We start from the raw sequence: 17,180 nt of genomic DNA, 5'->3' as shown, positions 1-17,180 counted from the left end.
GCTGTGCCGGTCATGCCGGCCAGCTTTTTGTAGAGGCGGAAATAGTTCTGGAAGGTGATCGACGCGAGAGTCTGGTTCTCTGGCTTGATGTCTACCTGCTCCTTCGCTTCGATGGCCTGGTGCAGGCCTTCGGACAGGCGGCGCCCCTCCATCATGCGACCGGTAAATTCGTCGATCAGCATCACCTGACCATCCTTGACGATGTAATCCTTGTCGCGGGTGTAAAGCTTGTGAGCGCGCAGGGCCTGATTGGCGTGATGGACGATGGAAATATTCGCTGGCTCCCACAAAGAGCCTTCAAGCGTTCCGTTTTCTGTCAGCCATCCTTCCAGCTTTTCGGTGCCGGTTTCGGTGTAGGTGACCGAGCGCTGTTTCTCGTCGAGTTCGTAGTCTTCATCGGTCAGGCGCGGCATCATCGCGTCGAGCGTCATGTAGAGCTCAGACCGGTCATCGGTNGGNCCNGAGATAATCAACGGCGTACGCGCTTCATCGATCAGGATNGAGTCGACNTCGTCGACGATGGCGAAGTGGTGNTCGCGCTGGGCCATCTGGTCCAGCGAGTATTTCATGTTGTCGCGCAGATAATCGAAACCGAACTCATTGTTCGTGCCGTAGGTNATGTCTGCGGCGTAGGCCTGGCGGCGTTCCTCGTCAGAGATGCCGTGCACGATGATGCCGGTCGTCATGCCAAGGAAGCCATACACCTGGCTCATCCATTCAGCGTCTCGTTTGGCCAGATAGTCGTTGACCGTGATGACGTGAACGCCCTTGCCTTCAAGCGCGTTCAGGTAAACCGCCAGAGTTGCCNCCAGCGTCTTGCCTTCACCCGTACGCATCTCGGCGATGTTTCCGGAGTGCAACACCATGCCGCCCATCAACTGCACGTCGAAATGGCGCATGCCCAGCGCGCGGCGGGCACCTTCGCGGACTACGGCAAAGGCTTCTTCCAAGAGGCTGTCGAGAGTTGCGCCGTCGGCCAGGCGTTTGCGAAATTCTTCTGTCTTGCCCTTCAGCGCCTCGTCNGACAGGGCCTCCATCATCGGCTCAAGGGCGTTGATCCGGTTGACGCGCGCGCGAAGCGGCTTCAGCTTGCGATCATTAACTGAACCGAAAATCTTGCGGGCAACAGAAAGCATATCAGGCAGCACCAATTGATCTGGGCGACAAAACTCTAATCCTGACAGCGGAACCGACAGAATTTTTGTGGGTTCTCCCACCGCACTCTCGCTGGCTGAAACCCCTCGACCAGCGTTCGGGTCAGACTTAAGAACGCCGCATTGGGGTGTCAATGCAGCGCCCTCAGCCTAGAGGAGACTTTACAGTGCTGCTTCTGAAGCCCTTTTCCCGGATTCATTCCATACTTTTTGTGTCGCTGGTCCTGTCTGCAACGGTGGCGTGCAATCGCCCCGTCGAGGAAGAGCCTGTCCTGCAAGTCGAAGCGGCGACTGCAGTCACGGTAAACGGCGATCCAATTTACGTCAGCGACATTGAGCTTGAGGCAGTCGCGCGCGGCCTCATTTCCCCTGGTGAGGAATTCGGCCCCGGCGANGANAATTATGATCTGGTTCTGGATCAGCTGGTCGATCAGAAATTGATGGCGCAGGAGGCGCTGGGGCGGGGGCTCGACAAGGGCGCCGCCGCAGAGCGCCGCCTTGAAGTTGCGCGCGAGCGCATTCTCGGAAACCTGCTGGTCGAGAGCCTGGTTGCCTCCGAGGTGACGGAAGACAGCATCGAGTCCATGTACAAGGANCAGGTCGCACTGCAGCAGGAAGACGATGANGTCTCCATCGCGCACATTCTGGTCGAAACNGAAGAAGANGCACGNCGCCTGTACGACGAAATTCAGAATGGNGCGACATTCGAAAGTCTCGTCGTGTCGGATTCCGTGGATTCGACGACCCGGATGGAAAACGGCGATCTCGGCTATGTCTCTCCGAACAACATGGCCGACCCGTTCCCGGTCGTAATTGCCAATACGGGTGTGGGAGAGGTGTCAGAGCCGTTTCTCTCAGCCGATGGCTGGCACATCCTGAAAGTGAAGGATCGCCGAACCAGCCCACCCAAGACGCGCGCCGAGATGCGTCCGGAAATCGTGACCTTCCTGACACTCAACCAAGTCAGCAAGATCCTGCGTCGATTGCGCACCGAGGCGAAGATCGAAAAAGGCGAAAAATCGCCACATATCGTTCCGGATTCCGGACTTTCGCTTGAAAGCGAAGGCGATCTGCTGAAAGAGCAGCCCGCATCTGAAGCACAAGGACGTGAGCTTTGAAACTGATCCCATCCCCCTTCGCCCCGGCGCATTTTCCNGACTTGCCTATCGTTCACGGCGTGCGCGCAGCCACCGGCTCGCGAGGCTTTTACGCAGCGCGTGGTCTGACACGGGATGACGTTTTCCTGTTCGCCTTCGACGAAGGAACGAGTTGCGCGGGCGTTTATACGGTTTCCAATACGGCTTCGGCCGATGTGCTTTGGTGCCGGGAGGCGCTGAAAAGCGGTGCGGGCACTGCGAGCGCGCTTGTGGTGAACTCCGGCAACTCCAACGCCTTCACCGGCCCGAAGGGTGTCNTGAAGAACGACGCNACACTCANGGCCATGGGTGANGCATTGGGGGTTGCGAAGGAAACCTGCTTCATCGCTGCGACGGGCGTNATCGGTGAGCCTCTGGCAGANCCAAATTATGTCGGCTCTATTGTGCCCGAATTGGCAGCGCGCCTTGCCGCGCCGNACTGGGAAGCTGCTGCCNGNGCCTTCATGACCACCGATACGTTCCCGAAAGGCGCAGGCCGGTCGTTCGATCTCGACGGAACTCAGATCAATATCGCCGGTATCGCCAAGGGATCGGGCATGATCGCGCCGAATATGGCAACGATGTTGTCATACGTTTTCACTGACGCTGCCATCGCCCCGGCGCTGCTGCAGGAATTGCTGGAGGACATTACTGACGAGACCTTCAACAGCATCACCGTGGATGGCGACACATCAACATCGGATACTCTGATGGTCTTCGCGACTGGTGCCAGCGGCATGTCACCCATCACGTCGTCCGACGATCCCCGGTTCGAAGNNCTGGCGGACGCCCTNCANGCGGTCTGTCTTGAACTNGCCCATCTGATCGTCAAGGACGGGGAAGGGGCCAGCAAGTTTGTCNCGATCACCGTGAAAGGTGCCGTCTCGAGTCAGTCCGCCAAGATCATGGCGTGCGAAATTGCAAACTCGCCTCTGATCAAGACGGCAATGGCGGCAGGCGACGCCAANTGGGGGCGCGTCGTCATGGCCGTCGGCAAGTCGCTTGAGCCGATCCGGATGGACGAACTCTCGATCTGGTTTGATGATGTGCTCGTCGCTCAGAATGGCTCGCGTGCCCCNGATTATTCAGAGGCTGCTGCCAGCGCTGTGTTTGCAAAGCCGGAGTTTACAATCACCGTCGATGCGGGCGTGGGCGACCAGTCACATACCGTCTGGACCTGCGACCTNACCCACGGCTATGTCGACATCAATGGGGCCTACCGCACATGACGCGCCGAACGGTGCTGGTGGTTGCTGCCGCGCTTTATGACGCTAAGGGTCGAATCTTGCTGGCCCAGCGCCCTGAAGGGAAATCAATGGCGGGCCTGTGGGAATTTCCCGGCGGCAAGATTGAACAGGGTGAAACGCCTGAGCAGGCGTTGGTCAGGGAACTTCACGAAGAGCTTTCGATAAAAGTGGAGGAATCCTCACTGAGACCTGTCACTTTTGCCAGTCATGCTTATTCTGATTTTCACCTTTTGATGCCACTTTTCGCAACGGAGAGTTGGGACGGCGAATTGGTGCCGCGAGAAGGTCAGTCTCTGGCCTGGGTCAAATCATCGGACCTTCATCTCTATCCGGCGCCTGCGGCAGACATTCCTTTGTTTGACGCGCTCTCGGGTAAGACAGTCACTCGGAGCAAGTAACATGGCCACGAAAAAGACAATNGTTCGGTTTCTGACGGATGAGTCCGGCGCGACAGCTGTGGAGTATGGCCTTTTGGTTGGTTTGATTGCCGTGGCGATCATGGGCGGTCTGGTTGCAGTTACGGCCTCAATAAATTCGACGTTCGAAACGGTCGAGAGCGAGATGGCTTGACGCCACACAGGTGAAAAGTCAGCGCGAGCCAGCTTTTTTGACTGCGTCCGCAAGACTGACCTTCGCACTTCCCGGCNTTAGTGGTTTTGGTTGTGAGTCCGCCGGACTCCAACCAGACATGTGAACAATTTCGAACGTCGCTCTGACCCTTCCGTCAGGATCGCTGAACCGGTCTTGGTAGATTTCCATTGCTCGCATAAGCACCCGCCGCGACAGAGGCCGGGTTGATTTGGTTGTAAACGCGGCGCGTTCTCCCATGCCCTTCAAATCGGTCAGCAAGGTTAGCGGCGAACCATAGCGAACCGTAACGGGATCGCGGTCCACGACGGGCAAGGTGAAACCCGCTCTTTGCATCAGGCTCGCCATATCCCGCAGGCCGGGCAGGGGAGACAGTCGCGCAGCTACGCCACCTGTCAATTCGGTCTCGGCTTCCATCAGGCTGGTGCGCAGCTCGCTGAGTGTACCCGCTCCAAACAGGGCTCCTAGAAACAATCCGTCCGGTTTGAGCGCCTTGCGGATCTGCACGAGCGTACCGGGCAGATCATTCACCCAATGAAGCGACAGCGCGGACACGATCAGATCCAGGCTGGCGGGGGCAAACGGGAGGCGCTCTTCGTCGATCTCTCGCGCCGTCACACCACCCGCCACCATGCGCTCCACCATGCAGCGCGACAAGTCTCCGGCCTCGATGGTGCCGACCTGGCCGCTATCCTGCAGCGCTTGCGCCAGTTGGCCAGTGTGTGCGCCGAGATCGAAGGCGCGGTCGAAGTTATGTGACGTATCGGCGAGGCGTTCGGCAATATCGCTCGACACACGGGCTTTCAGAAAGTCATAGTTTCCGAAATCGCTTGCAGCCCGGTCGCGATTGCGCGCCAGACGGGCACGATCGAACAGGCGGGGCGGACTGGCAGTTGGGGAAACCGGGGAAGACATGGGCAGCGATATGGACCAGCCAACCCGTATGGCAAAGGGGGCATTGCGCGGCGTCGCTGAGTTTCTGTGGCCGCAGCGTTCCTTGGTCAGCGGTCAACGAGGTGTCGGTAAGGGGCCGCTGACGGCGTCCGAGTTCGCCGCGATCGGCTTTCTGTCTGACCCCGTTTGCAACACTTGTGGACGTCCGATGGAGCTGGACCTTGGGCCGGAAGCGCAATGCGCGGCCTGTATCGCGCGTCCCCCGCGCTGGGACCGGGCGCGCGCTGCGATCATCTATGATGCCGCCAGCCGGCGTATTGTGCTGGACCTCAAACGCTCTGGTCGCCGGGACGGATTGCGCACCATGACCGGCTGGATGCAGCGGACCGGTGCAAATCTCATTGCGGAAGCGGATATGATCATACCGGTTCCGTTGCACTATACGCGCCTGGTCAGTCGGGGCTTTAATCAATCCGCCTGGCTGGGACAAGGAATCGCGCGGGAGGCGGGGCTACCTTGCCGTGTCGATCTGCTCAAACGCAAACGGAGGACGCCTACGCAGGGAAATCTGAGCGCGAAGGCCCGCCACCGGAATGTGGCGGGTGCGTTCAGTATCTCTCCCCGCGCGGCAACTTTGATCGACGGNAAACGCCTCTTGCTGGTTGATGATGTTCTGACGACGGGCGCGACCCTTTCCGCATGCACACGTGCCCTGAAACGTGCCGGAGCGCGACAAGTCGACGTGCTGGTGCTTGCGCGCGTTGTGCGGGAAACGGATGTCACCATATAAATCGGGAACAAACCCTGTCAGGAGCCCCCTTATGGCTGAAGTCACGATCTATACGCGCCAATTCTGCCCTTACTGCACGCGCGCTGTTTCCCTGCTCAAATCCAAAAATGTCGAGTTCAACGAGATTGATGCCGGCATGGACGCACAAAAGAAGGCTGAAATGGTCGAGCGCTCGGGTGGCGGTCGCACATTCCCGCAAATCTTCATCGNAGATCAGCATATCGGTGGCTGTGATGACATGATGGCGCTTGAGCGGTCCGGCAAGCTGGACCCATTGCTTCAGGCCTGACGCGAACGACCATGATCCGATACGCCCTGATTTGTTCTGATTGCGAGCACGATTTCGAAGCGTGGTTTGCGTCCTCATCTGCATTTGATGACCAGTCCCAGCGCGGGCTCGTCAGCTGCACGATGTGTGGCGGATCAAATGTCGCGAAACAGATCATGGCCCCTTCGGTGCGTACATCGGAAGCGCGCAGGACCAGTTCGGATGAGGCCGCCCTCACGCGGAAGTTCATCGAGAAGGCACGCGTTCACGTCGCCAATAATTTTGATTATGTTGGCGATAGTTTCGCAGATGAGGCCCGGTCCATGTATTACGGCGAGACCGATAGTCGCCCTATCTGGGGTGAAACCACGGCGGAAGAATCCCAGGCTCTGCGTGAGGAGGGCGTGCCCGCCGCGCCGCTTCCGGCGGCCTTGGCACCGCGGCCACCCAAGTCTGACAAGCAATTGAACTGAACTGGAGCGCTTTGACGCGCTTGACCCTGCTACGCCCTCATATATTACGCAGGACACAAGGTTTTTGACGGGGAGTGCCCTAATGGCTGCCAATGAATATCATCGCGGTGACATGGATATCAGCGTCCAGAAGGCGACTTGGGATGGCTTCATGGTGGGCAGCATCTGGGGCAGCCTCCTGATCATCATGACGGTCGGCTATGCCACGCTTGCTGTTGCCATCGGAATGAACTGGATGGTGTCCCTGGCTCTTATGGCCATCGTTGGCGTCGTTGCCGGTCTTGTCATGAACCTCGGCGGCCGCTGGATGGCGACGGTCGTGCTGATGGTGATACTGGCCGTGATCGTCCAGCTCTTCATCATGCTGTTCGGCGTTTTTCTCTAGATAAATCAGCTCGTAAGCGTCGCGGGCGCCCGGCAGTCCGAACAGGTTTCGACAGCCGGGTCCGCATCAAGTCGCTTTAGCGAAATTGGACTGTTGCATCCTGTGCAGATGCCATAATGGCCCGCATCCATGCGGTCGAGCGCGGATTCAATCCGGGCGAGCTGTTCGGCGTATTTTTCCAGGGCTGTCGGCTTGCGGCCGAGCGGGTCCTGACCTGCACTTTGAGTCAGGTGATCCGGCACGGGAGGGGGAGGTACCGTCTTCATCTTACGCGATGCTGCGACTCCTTTAAGGGCTTGGCAAGGCAAATCGGACATTTGAAAGTATTGCTTATCGACAATCGAGACGCCCAGAGCCGCTAACTCCACGAGGACGCCCGAACCTTGCCTGCATCCCCGCTGATCATGACTGCCGTCACCAAACGGTTTGGCCACTTCACGGCCGTCGACAATCTGTCGCTGGACGTTCCCGAAGGGCAAATCATCGGATTCCTCGGACCCAACGGCGCAGGCAAGTCTACAAGCCTCCGCATGGGACTGGGCATCATGGAGCCCGATTCCGGCACGGTTGAGCTGTTCGGCAGCGCGCCGAATGTGCAGGCATTGCGCCATGTCGGCTTCCTTCCGGAGGAGCGCGGCCTCTACAAGAAGATGACCGCGCGCGACACAATCAGCCACTTTGCGCGATTGAAGGGCCTGTCGGCATCTGATGCGCGCGCCCGGGCTGATGAGCTACTGGAGGCAACAGGGCTCGGTGAGTTCAGCCGGTCGCGTATCTCCAAACTGTCCAAGGGCATGGCGCAGAAGGTGCAGATCCTGTCGACGCTGGCGCACCGTCCTGATTTTCTGATCCTGGATGAGCCGTTTTCCGGGCTGGACCCGGTGAACCAACAAGCGCTGGAAGATCTCATTCGCGCCGAGCATGACCGCGGGGCGACGATCCTTTTCTCCACACATGTGATGGAGCATGCCGAGCGTCTGTGCGACCGGATTGTGATGATGGCGCGTGGTCGCAAGGTGCTGGATGGTACGCTGAAGGAGGCATTTGCCACGTTGGGGCAGGGCGCCCGCATTTCTGTCGAGCATGGATTTGATCTGGCCGCAGCGCTGTCGCCGAAAGGGTTTGAGGCCATTCGCACGGCGGATGTCGGTCATGGCGAGACGTGGCGAATTGAGTTGCCACCCGGCCGGGAGGCGCAGGATGCCTTGCGCGCAGCGCTGGAGGCGGGCGCACCCATCACAGGGTTTGCACCTGAAGAGGCGCGATTGCGGGACGTGTTCGTCTCGTTGGTGGGCGAGGCTGATGCGGCCGCGCTCGAAGCGTCACTCGCTGAAGATGAGGTCGCCTGATGCGCAACATATTGCTGATCTTCCGCCGCGATTATCTTGGCTATGTGAAGGCTTGGGGCTTCTGGCTCAGCCTGGCCGCCGTGCCAATGTTCATGATCATAGGCGCCGCGCTCGCCGCCTTCGCTGCGCAGTCTTCTCCTGTTCGCTATTTCGCTGTGATCGAGCCGGGCAGCGTCTATGCCGAAGCGATTGAGGCTGAGTTCCGCGAGCGGGAAATTGCCGAAATTGAGCGAACCAGTGAAATCGCGGAACAATTGGATCTGCCCGTCTTGTCTGAAGCGGATCTCGCTTCGGTGGGGGAGGACGGCACAAGTCCGACTGACCGGAAATTCGTTCAGGTCCCGCCTCCGGCTGATTCCATCGACGGATTGCGGCCATACCTGCTGGGTCAGAAACTTGTTTCCGGCCCGCTTGGAGAAAAGCCGCTCTTTGCAGCCTTCATTCTGACAGAAGATGGCGGCGAGCTGGAATATTGGAGCGANGATGTGAATGTCGACCAGCTTCGNTATCTCGCCCGAAATGCGATGCTGGACCTCGCCCGCAAGGATGCGCTCTCCGAGGCNGGGTTGGGCGAANACTTTNTGGANCGCGTCGATGAAGCCGCCTTTGACGTNCCCGCCCGGCGTATCCGAACTGTAGAGGAGCAGGACACCACAGGCTCGGAAGTCACGATGGCGGACCGCGCGCCGATGTTCGTTGCAGGCGGGCTTGCTTACTTTCTCTGGCTGATGGTGTTCTCGATCATTCAGTACCTGCTGATGGGCACGATTGAGGAGCGGTCAAACAAGATTTTCGACACGCTGCTGACCTCGGTGAAGTTGCCTGAATTGCTGGCAGGCAAGCTGCTGGCCGTGTTCGCGGTGACCACCACGATGATGCTGTCCTGGGGATTGTTCGCCTTCTCAGGGGCAACGATTGTCTCGACCCAGATTCCCGGTGTCGGCAACGCGATCGCGCCTTTCATCGCGGCGCTCGCCAATCCGGTCATCATCGTGCCCGGTCTGATCAGNTTCNTTCTCGGCTATATCATGTACGGCATGATCTTCATGGCGCTCGGCTCGCTCTNCGACACGATCCAGGAAGCGCAAACGCTGCTCAGCCCGATGATGATCCTGCTCATGCTGCCGATGTTCGCGATCTTCATCGCCTTTCAGGATCCCGGCTCGCCATTGATCGACATCGCCTCATGGATCCCGTTCTTCACGCCCTTCCTGCTGATCCTGCGCATGCCACATGATCCGCCGCTTTGGGAAGTGCTGGCCCAGATGGGCCTGATGGCCGGGTTCGCCCTGCTCATCCTGTGGCTGTCCACAAAGGTCTATCGTGCAGGCGCCGTCCACGGCGCCGGCATCGGCGATATGGGCGGAATGCTGAAACGGATGATCGGCCTGAAAGGGAAAGCGGCCTAGGGCGAAGTCCACACTCTGGGGCAGAGGCGGACATGGACGTAGACTGGAAACATGATCAGACGACTCCCGGAGGGACCATTAGCCTGCAATTGCGGACTGGCGGTTTCGGTATTCACTCGGCGGCATTCCAAAGAGCTTCTTGAAGGCGCTATTGAAGGTCGATCGAGAATTGAAGCCGACATCGTAGGCAATATTCAGGATATTGGTGTCCGTATCCTCCAACAGGCTCGCGGCCTCTTTTAACCTGTATCCATTCACAAAATCGTAGAAATTTGTCCGAAGATGCTGAGAAAAGGTCTCGGAGATATAATTCTCCTTAATCGATGTTTCATCCGACAGTCGACGTAAGGAAAGACCGCTCTCTTTATAGAGGTGTTGGCCAATCATCGCGGCGTCGAGCTTTCTGGCGATTCTGGTCATGTGGTCTTCGGTAAGAATGGGCTGCCGATCCGCGCCAGTGTCTGCGTGTTCTGTCTCGTCGTCATAAATTGCAGGCTGATTGAGCGCAAAGTGAGCAAAAGCACTAAACGCGACCGCCTCGAAAACAGCCGATATGGCTCCCGTACCGACGGGCGAAACGCCAGCCAGCCAAAGTGCATCTGTAAACACAAATGCAATCCATCCAAGCGCCCAGGCGGCCAACAACATTTTGAGCCAATCCAGAGACCGTTTTTCTAGATTCGAGTACACCCGTTTGACGTTCACTTTGTGCGTGAATTGAAGTCGCAGCGCGCCAATCAGATAAATCGCCGTGAACACCGAGAACACGACGATTGCGGCAGCGCGCGTAGTTAATGCGAGCAAGAACAAGTCGGGATCGCGGGTCACAGGGTTGGCGAGGGCGAGCTTGTCCGGAGCTGAAACCTGAGAAAAGGGCAGCATTATCAGCACGACCAGAAGGGGGCCGCTCAAAACCCACCAGTCGGACCCAGCAAATCGACGTGGCTTTCGGGCCTTCATCGCGCGGACATAGAAATACAGAGCAGGCCCTAGCAGGGTGACAAATGGCAATTCAGCCCCGGCGAGGTGTGGGGCCCATTCGAAGAGCCGGGTTGAGATGGCCAATTGACCTGCAACATGAATGAGAAGCAGTGCAAAGACACAGATCAATGATCGGACTTGGTCGACGCGGCGATCGTCGGAGGTTGCTATTTGGACGATCGCGAAAACCGCAATTCCAGCCATGGCAGAATACATGACGGTGATGATGTTGGCGGACATCCTGGACCTCTCGCGCGCTCAGGCTTGCAGCGGGCATATTTGAAAAGGAATGCTTTGGCACGGTGAAAATCGAACTGCATCGATTTGAATTTCGCCAAGAATTGCGTCGTGCGAACCAGTTCCGGGCCGCGGCAAGGGGCCAAACAATGTCCGGTTTGGCCCAGTCGGACGCCAAGCTGACGAAAATCTAATTGATCACCGACATTGTGAACCAACAAAAGGACTTATCGATGCAGACCGCTTTTTTCGGCAAATCTTCTGTGCAAGCCATGGCGCGCGTTTCGGGTTTTGCCTATCTCGCTTATTCCATACTTGGACTGTTTATCACTCTGGGACCAACCCACCACATCTGGAATGATATTACCGCTTCAACAATGACAGCCTATTCGGAGTCAGACGTTTTCTTGTTCCGGACCGGACTGTTGGCGGAAACGGGCATGTATCTTTTCGTGATCGTATCCGCCGCAGCAATGTACTCGTATTTACGTCATGTCGGTCCGGGGCTCGCCGTGATTGGCGGTTATTGCCGCCTGGCGGAGAGTATCATTGGCGCAGCATTCATCATCTTTGCTTATGCAGCATTGGCCGTCCTGACGCGTCCGGAGTTGATCGTAGATATGTCGGATGACACGAGATACGCTCTGTTGCGCCTCTTTCGCCACTTGAAGGGATACAGCATCTACTTCCTGCTGATCATCATGTCCGCGGGAGCGCTGTCTTACTATGTCCTGTTCTTCAAATCCCGGTTCATTCCGCGATGGCTGTCCGCGTGGGGCATTTTCACCTACGCTGCAGTCGGTCTCGGCGCGGTTACGATCATTCTGTTCCCGGCGATGACGAGATGGATCATGTTTGTGTTCTTGCCGGGTGCCGCGTTTGAGTTCGTGGTGGGATTTTGGCTGCTCTTCAGAGGTATCGACATGCCGGCATGGGACCGAATTCAGAGCGAAACTCCAATGAAAGCAAGCGGAGAGAAGCTGACGACTTAGTCAACTCCACAGGCGATCAACGAGCGGCGGATGGATTGCCTTAATCGGCATGCGCACGGGCGCTCGTTTTCACGGCTCAGACGCCGAAAGCGGTCGCCCCAATAGAAAAAGCCCTGCCAGCGCGAACTGGCAGGGCTTTTATGGAAACCGGTTATCCGGAAGCCGGGTCTATACCAGACCTTCGCGCTGGGCGCGCTTGCGAGCCAGTTTGCGGGCGCGGCGAACCGCTTCAGCGCGCTGACGGGCTTTCTTCTCGGATGGCTTTTCGAAGTACTGACGGGCCTTCATTTCCCGGAACATGCCTTCGCGCTGCATCTTTTTCTTCAGTGCGCGCAGAGCCTGCTCGACATTGTTATCGCGGACGACGATCTGTACGATTGTTCTTCTCCATTCGTTGGGGGCGTCGCCCCGATGCATTTCGGTTGAGGCCTACAGACCTCGGAAGCGGCGCCTATATCACGGGTCCGGCCCATTGGCCAAGCCCTTAAAGCCATGAGGTTCAGTTATGTCATCAACGCCGTCCGAAACACTACGGTTCCGCTGGCTGGATGCCCTGTTGCCCGATGTCCCGTTTGATGGCTGGACGGACGCCGCCGCCGAGGCCGCGGCTCAGCGTGCTGGCCTCAGCGAGGGCGAGCAGGCGTTGGCCGCGCCAAATGGCATCTCAGACCTGATTGACGCCTTTTTCGAGCGAGCAGGGCAGGCGTCGCGCGCAACGCTGGCGGCGGAGGATCATTCGGCTCTGAACACACCGGGCCGGGTCAAGGCCGGGGTGAAGGCGTGGCTTGCCGCGCTGGAGCCAGACCGCGAAGCCGTAAGGCGGGCCGCGGTGCGTGGCCTGTTGCCGTGGGGCGCATTGCCAGCGGCGCAGCGTACCTGGCGCGTGGCAGATATGGTCTGGGAAGAGGCTGGCGACACGGCAGAAGACTATAATCGCTATTCCAAGCGGGGCCTTTTGGCTGCCGTGATTCCGCCCATCGTCATGTACTGGCTGGATCAGCCATCGGACGAGGATCTCGACGCCTACATTGATCGCCGCCTGAAACTGGCCTCAGGCATTGGGCGGAATATCGGTCGTTTCGCCAAGCCATTGCTTGACGCCTTGCCCGTCTCGCGGCCCAATAGGTCCAGAAACGCGTAGCTGAGATGGCAGTGAAGGATGAGATGTCGGACAGAGGCTGAACAAACGCCCCAGGGGGCTGGGGGGGCTGATGGGTCCGGGGTGTCTGCTGAACACCTCCGCCCGACAATTAGAAGATGATTGTCGTCGGGGGCGGACGCAAGGCGGAAACATGGCAAATCTGCCTAAATCGGGCGGGATTTCCATTAAATTGCGTTTAGGCGAGCTTACCGGCCACCTTTTCGCGTCACAGGAGAAACCAGAAAGGGAAAAATGGCAGAAAATACCCACCGGATTTCACCGCCGGAACCGCGAATCGCTTTCCACAAGACAGAGCTTCAACCGATTCTTGATGTCTATGGCCGTCTCGTCATGGCGGGGGAAGCGAGAGACTATGCGATCGGCATGCACAAGGATGTCGCGATCTTTGCCATTTTCAGGCGACACGCCGAAAACCCCACCTGGCGCATCGAAAAACAGCCCCATCTGGCCAATATGCAGGGCCAATATGTCGTCTACGGACAGGCCGGNCAGGTTCTGCGGCGAGGGCGTGAATTGGCGCAGGTGCTGAAAGTGTTCGACCGTAGCCGCTTTCGCGTCATCGATTGAATTCGACCGAATACGTTAATGCGCTGTTAACTAAAAATTTCTTGCGGAACGTTNTGGAACATTATAGGAACATGCTCATTGGAACGGAGCATGAACATGGGTATCGACGTAAGGTTTCGGGGACGGTCAGGCAAAGCTTGGGATTTCAAACGNGTTCCCCTGGATGCGCCTTGGGCGCGCACGGCGGGCGTGGCAATCTTCGCAGCGCCCGACACATATGGATGGCGCATCATCCGCACGATTGAGCTGTCCGGTAAGCCGAATGACGTTCAGCCGATCTGGGCATTGGCCGATGCCGAGCGCTATGGCGCGCGGGCGGTATTCCTGGCGACGGAGTTTGATGCCAGAACGCGCCGCGTAATGGTCGATGATATTGAGGCCGGCTTCAGCCCGGTCTGCATGTCGGATCGCAGCCGGGCCGAAGACGCGCCAATCGCAGCCTGATCTATTCTTCCTGACCCTGCTGGCGCAGGGCGGCCTGAGCCTCTGCCGTCTCTGCCAGCCGGGTCAGCTGCACAAACTCTGCGCGATACCCGAATTCGTCAGGGCCCTTGGCGCCATTCGCCAGGTTTCGGATACTCTCCCAGCCGAACCCGGTGCCGAGGGCCTCACCACCTTTCAGCATTTCACCATAGCCCGCGACGGCCGTCGCAAAGCGTGCCCATTGCGGGGCGTCCTCCACATTGTCCACGCGATCCGAGCCCGTGACCGCGCGCTCCAGCAGGGTAGAGGAGTCTTCGCCCGGCGCCTTGTAGCGCAGTTTCACATAGGCATACTCGCCAGACGGCTCAGCCTTGCTCGTATCATTGTCGCCGTAGCGGAGCGGATCGATCTGGGTCGCGTCGGAGCCGACCGGCGTGATCTCATAGATCGCCGTCACACTGGTGCCTGCGCCAATATCGCCAGCATCTACCTTGTCATTGTTGAAGTCCTCACGGTCCAGCAGGCGCGTTTCGTATCCGATCAGACGATATTCAGCGACGCGGGCGGGATTGAACTCGACTTGGATTTTCACGTCATCCGCAATCGGAAAGATGTTTCCGGACAGATCGTCGGCCAGAACTTTCCGGGCTTCGCTCAATGTATCGATATAGGCTGCCGTGCCGTTACCGGTCTGGGCAATCTTCTGCATCATTGCATCATTGTAGTTGCCGCGNCCGAAACCGAGCACAGACAGGTAGATGCCCGTCTCGCGCTTGCGGGAGACGAAATCTTCCAGCTGTTCCGGGTCGGAAATGCCGACATTGAANTCGCCATCGGTCAGCAGCATCACCCGGTTGACCGCATCTTCCTTCAGGCCCTGTTCGGCGAGGGAATAAGCAAGGCGCAGCCCTTCGCCGCCAGCAGTTGATCCGCCCGCGCGCAATTCTTCCAGCGCCGCCACGATCTTGCGTTTTTCGCTAACTTGTGTTGGCGCCAGGATCTCACCGGCCGCGCCCGCATANACCACGATCGCAATTGTGTCGGTTGGCTCCATCTCTTCCAGCATCAGCTTGATGGCCTGCTTTGCCAGGGGCAGCTTGTCGTCAGAGAACATGGACCCGGACACATCCATCAGGAGCGTCAAATTGATTGGTGGGCGCGCATCGCGGTCAATGTCGCGGCCCTGAATGCCGATCTGCATCAGCTCACGCCCTTCGGCGAAGGGTGAGGGCATGAGGTTCACCTGCGTGGAGAATGGCGCTTCGCCTTCTGCCGGTTGCGGATAGGTGTAGTCGAAATAATTGATCAATTCCTCGATGCGCACCGCGTCTTTTGGGGGCAATACGCCATCTTCAAGAAAGCGGCGAACATTCGCGTAGGATGCGGTGTCGACATCGATTGAAAAGGTCGAAACGGGTTCNTCGCTGACCAGTTTGACAGGGTTCGGATCAACATCCTCGTACTTGTCACGGAATTCCGGCTCTGGCTGCACCATGATCGGAGAAGGTGCACCCGCCATTTTGGCAAAGCCCACCGGCGCTTCCATCGCGGCCACAGCAGGGGGAGGGGGCGGCGGCGGAGGCGGTGGGGGCGCCACAGTGTCCTCGGCCATGTCTTGTGACGTACAAGCCGCCAATACAGCGATTGCGGCCACTCCGGCCAGAATTTTTCCGCGCATTTGCATGATTGTCCCTCCTCATTGCGTCCTGCTGATGACAGAATGGTAAGCCGGTCATGGCGTCAATAAGGCAAAGCCCGGATACTTTGAGGCAACGGGTCTATTGGTCGGCGTTCAGTTTTGCGATGTACCAGCGTTCGACATCATCTTCGAGCAGGGCAAGCGGGCGTGGGCCGCCGCTCAGCACCACATCGTGGAATTCGCGCAGGCTGAAATCATCACCCAGCACCATCTGTGACCGGGTGCGCAAGTCCAGCATCCGTTTCGCGCCGACCCAATAGGCTGCGGCCTGGCCGGGCCAAACAGCATAACGGTCGACCTCGTGTGCCATCGCTTCCCGGGACTGTCCNGTTGTCTCGGCCAGATAGACAATCGCATCCTCGCGTGACCAGTGATAGCGGTGCATTCCGGTATCNGCCACCAGNCGGGCCGCGCGAAACAACATGGCTTGCAGGAAGCCAATCCGTCCAAGCGGATCGTCTGCATACAGGCCCATATCCTGAGACAGAATTTCTCCGTAGACGGCCCAGCCTTCGCCATAGGCCACATTCCATACCATCTGTCGGATCAGGGGCAGGTTGGCGGATTCCGCCGTCAGCGCACTTTCCAGATGATGCCCCGGAATGGTTTCATGGAAGACCAGNGTNGGNAGCATGAAGTCTGGCCAGTCGCTGATGTTGGACAGGTTNATCTCAAATTGCGCNGGCGCAGAGCCATTCGCNGGAGCCGCGCTGTAATAGGCAGACGGCGCGGACGCTTCGAGAAATTCCGGCACCGCGCGAATGGTCACGCCCGTTCCCGGCATGGCGGGCATGACATCCGCCATGATTGTTTCGGCCCTGCGCATATGATCCCGCATCCTTGCGAGCAGCGCCTCGCGGCCTTCCGGCGTGTCTTCGTAGAGCTGACCTTCCTGTTGGGCCAGCAATTCCAGCCGTTCTGCTAATGTGCCCTCGACCAACTCCTGCGCCTCAAGCGCCGCCATCAGTTCGTCCGTCAACCGCTCTACTTCAAGCAGCCCTTGGGCGTGCAACGCTTCAGGCGTGATGCCTTCATCCGTGTAGGCGGCAAGCGCGGTATCATAATAGGCGTCGCCGTCTGGCAATCGCCAGATGCCGGGCTCCTCCGGCGCGTCTGCCTTCAGCGTTTCAAGCGCTTCGGCAAACTCCGCATAAGCGGGCAGCACGTCCTCCCGCATCAGCGTTTCAACCTGCTGCGCCAGTTCCGTTTCGTCCTCAAGGCTCAGATCGTCCGGCCCGGCCACCAGATTGTTGAACGTGGTGACAAGCAAATGTGTCTCGGCGGGGCCAGCCCCAATCGTTTCTGCAAGGGTCTGCATCCGGTCCAGCACGAAAACGGGCGGCACGATTCCGGCCCGGGCGTCTGCCTGCAGGCGGCGGCGTTCATCCTGCAATGCGCCGGGCAATTGGGACAGGCGAGTGACGTA

General features: G+C 58.5%; 19 protein-coding genes and 1 pseudogene. 13 read left to right on the top strand and 7 right to left on the bottom strand.

Going from position 1 to position 17,180, the window contains the following annotated elements:
- Nucleotides 1–1,136 (bottom strand): annotated as a pseudogene (locus tag CBB91_RS04715) (preprotein translocase subunit SecA); the annotation flags it as partial.
- Nucleotides 1,137–1,321: 185 nt separating this feature from the next.
- Here CBB91_RS04715 and CBB91_RS04710 point away from each other — a divergent pair.
- The 4 genes from CBB91_RS04710 (at nt 1,322) to CBB91_RS04695 (ending at nt 4,107) form a co-directional block, all read left to right on the top strand.
- Nucleotides 1,322–2,272, top strand: a complete 951-nt coding sequence (locus tag CBB91_RS04710) for a peptidylprolyl isomerase (RefSeq protein ID WP_273012447.1) — start codon at nt 1,322–1,324, stop codon at nt 2,270–2,272.
- A complete protein-coding gene (gene argJ / locus CBB91_RS04705; protein ID WP_288145238.1) occupies nt 2,269–3,519 on the top strand; it encodes a bifunctional glutamate N-acetyltransferase/amino-acid acetyltransferase ArgJ in 1,251 nt (416 codons plus the stop codon). Before CBB91_RS04710 ends, argJ begins: the two co-directional genes overlap by 4 nt.
- A complete protein-coding gene (locus CBB91_RS04700) occupies nt 3,516–3,935 on the top strand; it encodes a (deoxy)nucleoside triphosphate pyrophosphohydrolase (protein WP_035547324.1) in 420 nt (139 codons plus the stop codon). Before argJ ends, CBB91_RS04700 begins: the two co-directional genes overlap by 4 nt.
- A 1-nt stretch (nt 3,936) precedes the next feature.
- The gene (locus CBB91_RS04695; protein ID WP_273012442.1) at nt 3,937–4,107 is read left to right on the top strand and encodes a Flp family type IVb pilin; all 171 of its coding nucleotides are present in this window, start codon (nt 3,937–3,939) and stop codon (nt 4,105–4,107) included.
- An 18-nt stretch (nt 4,108–4,125) separates the two neighbouring features.
- Here CBB91_RS04695 and CBB91_RS04690 read toward each other — a convergent pair whose 3' ends face one another.
- A complete protein-coding gene (locus CBB91_RS04690) occupies nt 4,126–5,040 on the bottom strand; it encodes a methyltransferase domain-containing protein (RefSeq protein ID WP_273012440.1) in 915 nt (304 codons plus the stop codon).
- Here CBB91_RS04690 and CBB91_RS04685 point away from each other — a divergent pair.
- The 4 genes from CBB91_RS04685 (at nt 5,039) to CBB91_RS04670 (ending at nt 6,935) form a co-directional block, all read left to right on the top strand.
- Nucleotides 5,039–5,809, top strand: coding sequence for a ComF family protein (locus CBB91_RS04685; protein WP_273012438.1), 771 nt, complete (start codon nt 5,039–5,041; stop codon nt 5,807–5,809). The two genes, CBB91_RS04690 and CBB91_RS04685, sit on opposite strands and share 2 nt — an antisense overlap.
- Nucleotides 5,810–5,840: 31 nt before the next feature.
- Nucleotides 5,841–6,098 carry a glutaredoxin 3 gene (grxC, locus tag CBB91_RS04680; protein WP_273012437.1) on the top strand — a complete coding sequence of 86 codons (258 nt, stop codon included), beginning with the start codon at nt 5,841–5,843 and terminating at the stop codon, nt 6,096–6,098.
- A gap of 11 nt (nt 6,099–6,109) precedes the next feature.
- On the top strand, nt 6,110–6,550 hold the full coding sequence (locus tag CBB91_RS04675) for a DUF1178 family protein (protein ID WP_273012436.1): 441 nt from the start codon (nt 6,110–6,112) through the stop codon (nt 6,548–6,550).
- 82 nt (nt 6,551–6,632) lie between these two features.
- On the top strand, nt 6,633–6,935 hold the full coding sequence (locus CBB91_RS04670; RefSeq protein WP_035547315.1) for an aa3-type cytochrome c oxidase subunit IV: 303 nt from the start codon (nt 6,633–6,635) through the stop codon (nt 6,933–6,935).
- A 5-nt stretch (nt 6,936–6,940) separates the two neighbouring features.
- Here CBB91_RS04670 and CBB91_RS04665 read toward each other — a convergent pair whose 3' ends face one another.
- A complete protein-coding gene (locus tag CBB91_RS04665) occupies nt 6,941–7,201 on the bottom strand; it encodes a hypothetical protein (protein WP_273012435.1) in 261 nt (86 codons plus the stop codon).
- Between the two features lie 138 nt (nt 7,202–7,339).
- Between CBB91_RS04665 and CBB91_RS04660 the strand changes: the two genes are divergently transcribed.
- Nucleotides 7,340–8,284: an ATP-binding cassette domain-containing protein gene (locus CBB91_RS04660; protein WP_273012434.1), complete on the top strand. Its 945-nt coding sequence runs from the start codon at nt 7,340–7,342 to the stop codon at nt 8,282–8,284.
- On the top strand, nt 8,284–9,693 hold the full coding sequence (locus tag CBB91_RS04655) for an ABC transporter permease (protein ID WP_273012433.1): 1,410 nt from the start codon (nt 8,284–8,286) through the stop codon (nt 9,691–9,693). Before CBB91_RS04660 ends, CBB91_RS04655 begins: the two co-directional genes overlap by 1 nt.
- Nucleotides 9,694–9,771: 78 nt before the next feature.
- Here CBB91_RS04655 and CBB91_RS04650 read toward each other — a convergent pair whose 3' ends face one another.
- On the bottom strand, nt 9,772–10,914 hold the full coding sequence (locus CBB91_RS04650) for a helix-turn-helix transcriptional regulator (protein WP_273012431.1): 1,143 nt from the start codon (nt 10,912–10,914) through the stop codon (nt 9,772–9,774).
- A gap of 230 nt (nt 10,915–11,144) precedes the next feature.
- Between CBB91_RS04650 and CBB91_RS04645 the strand changes: the two genes are divergently transcribed.
- Nucleotides 11,145–11,903, top strand: coding sequence for a DUF4386 domain-containing protein (locus tag CBB91_RS04645; protein ID WP_273012429.1), 759 nt, complete (start codon nt 11,145–11,147; stop codon nt 11,901–11,903).
- A 168-nt stretch (nt 11,904–12,071) separates the two neighbouring features.
- On the opposite strand, the gene rpsU is transcribed toward CBB91_RS04645, so the two are convergent.
- Nucleotides 12,072–12,320 carry a 30S ribosomal protein S21 gene (gene rpsU / locus CBB91_RS04640; protein WP_035547306.1) on the bottom strand — a complete coding sequence of 83 codons (249 nt, stop codon included), beginning with the start codon at nt 12,318–12,320 and terminating at the stop codon, nt 12,072–12,074.
- Nucleotides 12,321–12,408: 88 nt separating this feature from the next.
- On the opposite strand from rpsU, the gene CBB91_RS04635 reads away from it, so the two are divergent.
- Both CBB91_RS04635 and CBB91_RS04630 read left to right on the top strand, forming a co-directional pair.
- Nucleotides 12,409–13,044, top strand: a complete 636-nt coding sequence (locus CBB91_RS04635) for a COQ9 family protein (RefSeq protein ID WP_273012427.1) — start codon at nt 12,409–12,411, stop codon at nt 13,042–13,044.
- 252 nt (nt 13,045–13,296) lie between these two features.
- A complete protein-coding gene (locus CBB91_RS04630; RefSeq protein ID WP_035547303.1) occupies nt 13,297–13,632 on the top strand; it encodes a DUF2794 domain-containing protein in 336 nt (111 codons plus the stop codon).
- A 445-nt stretch (nt 13,633–14,077) separates the two neighbouring features.
- On the opposite strand, the gene CBB91_RS04625 is transcribed toward CBB91_RS04630, so the two are convergent.
- Nucleotides 14,078–15,739, bottom strand: a complete 1,662-nt coding sequence (locus CBB91_RS04625; protein ID WP_273012426.1) for a VWA domain-containing protein — start codon at nt 15,737–15,739, stop codon at nt 14,078–14,080.
- A 94-nt stretch (nt 15,740–15,833) separates the two neighbouring features.
- Nucleotides 15,834–17,180 (bottom strand): DUF885 domain-containing protein (locus CBB91_RS04620; protein ID WP_273012425.1); only part of this gene is annotated, 1,347 nt, incomplete at its 5' end.

The sequence above is a fragment of the Hyphomonas sp. TMED31 genome, assembly GCF_002172815.1.
Lineage (GTDB): Bacteria > Pseudomonadota > Alphaproteobacteria > Caulobacterales > Hyphomonadaceae > Hyphomonas > Hyphomonas atlantica.
Note: the sequence above shows the minus strand (reverse complement) of the source record. Positions and strands in the feature narration are given on the sequence as shown.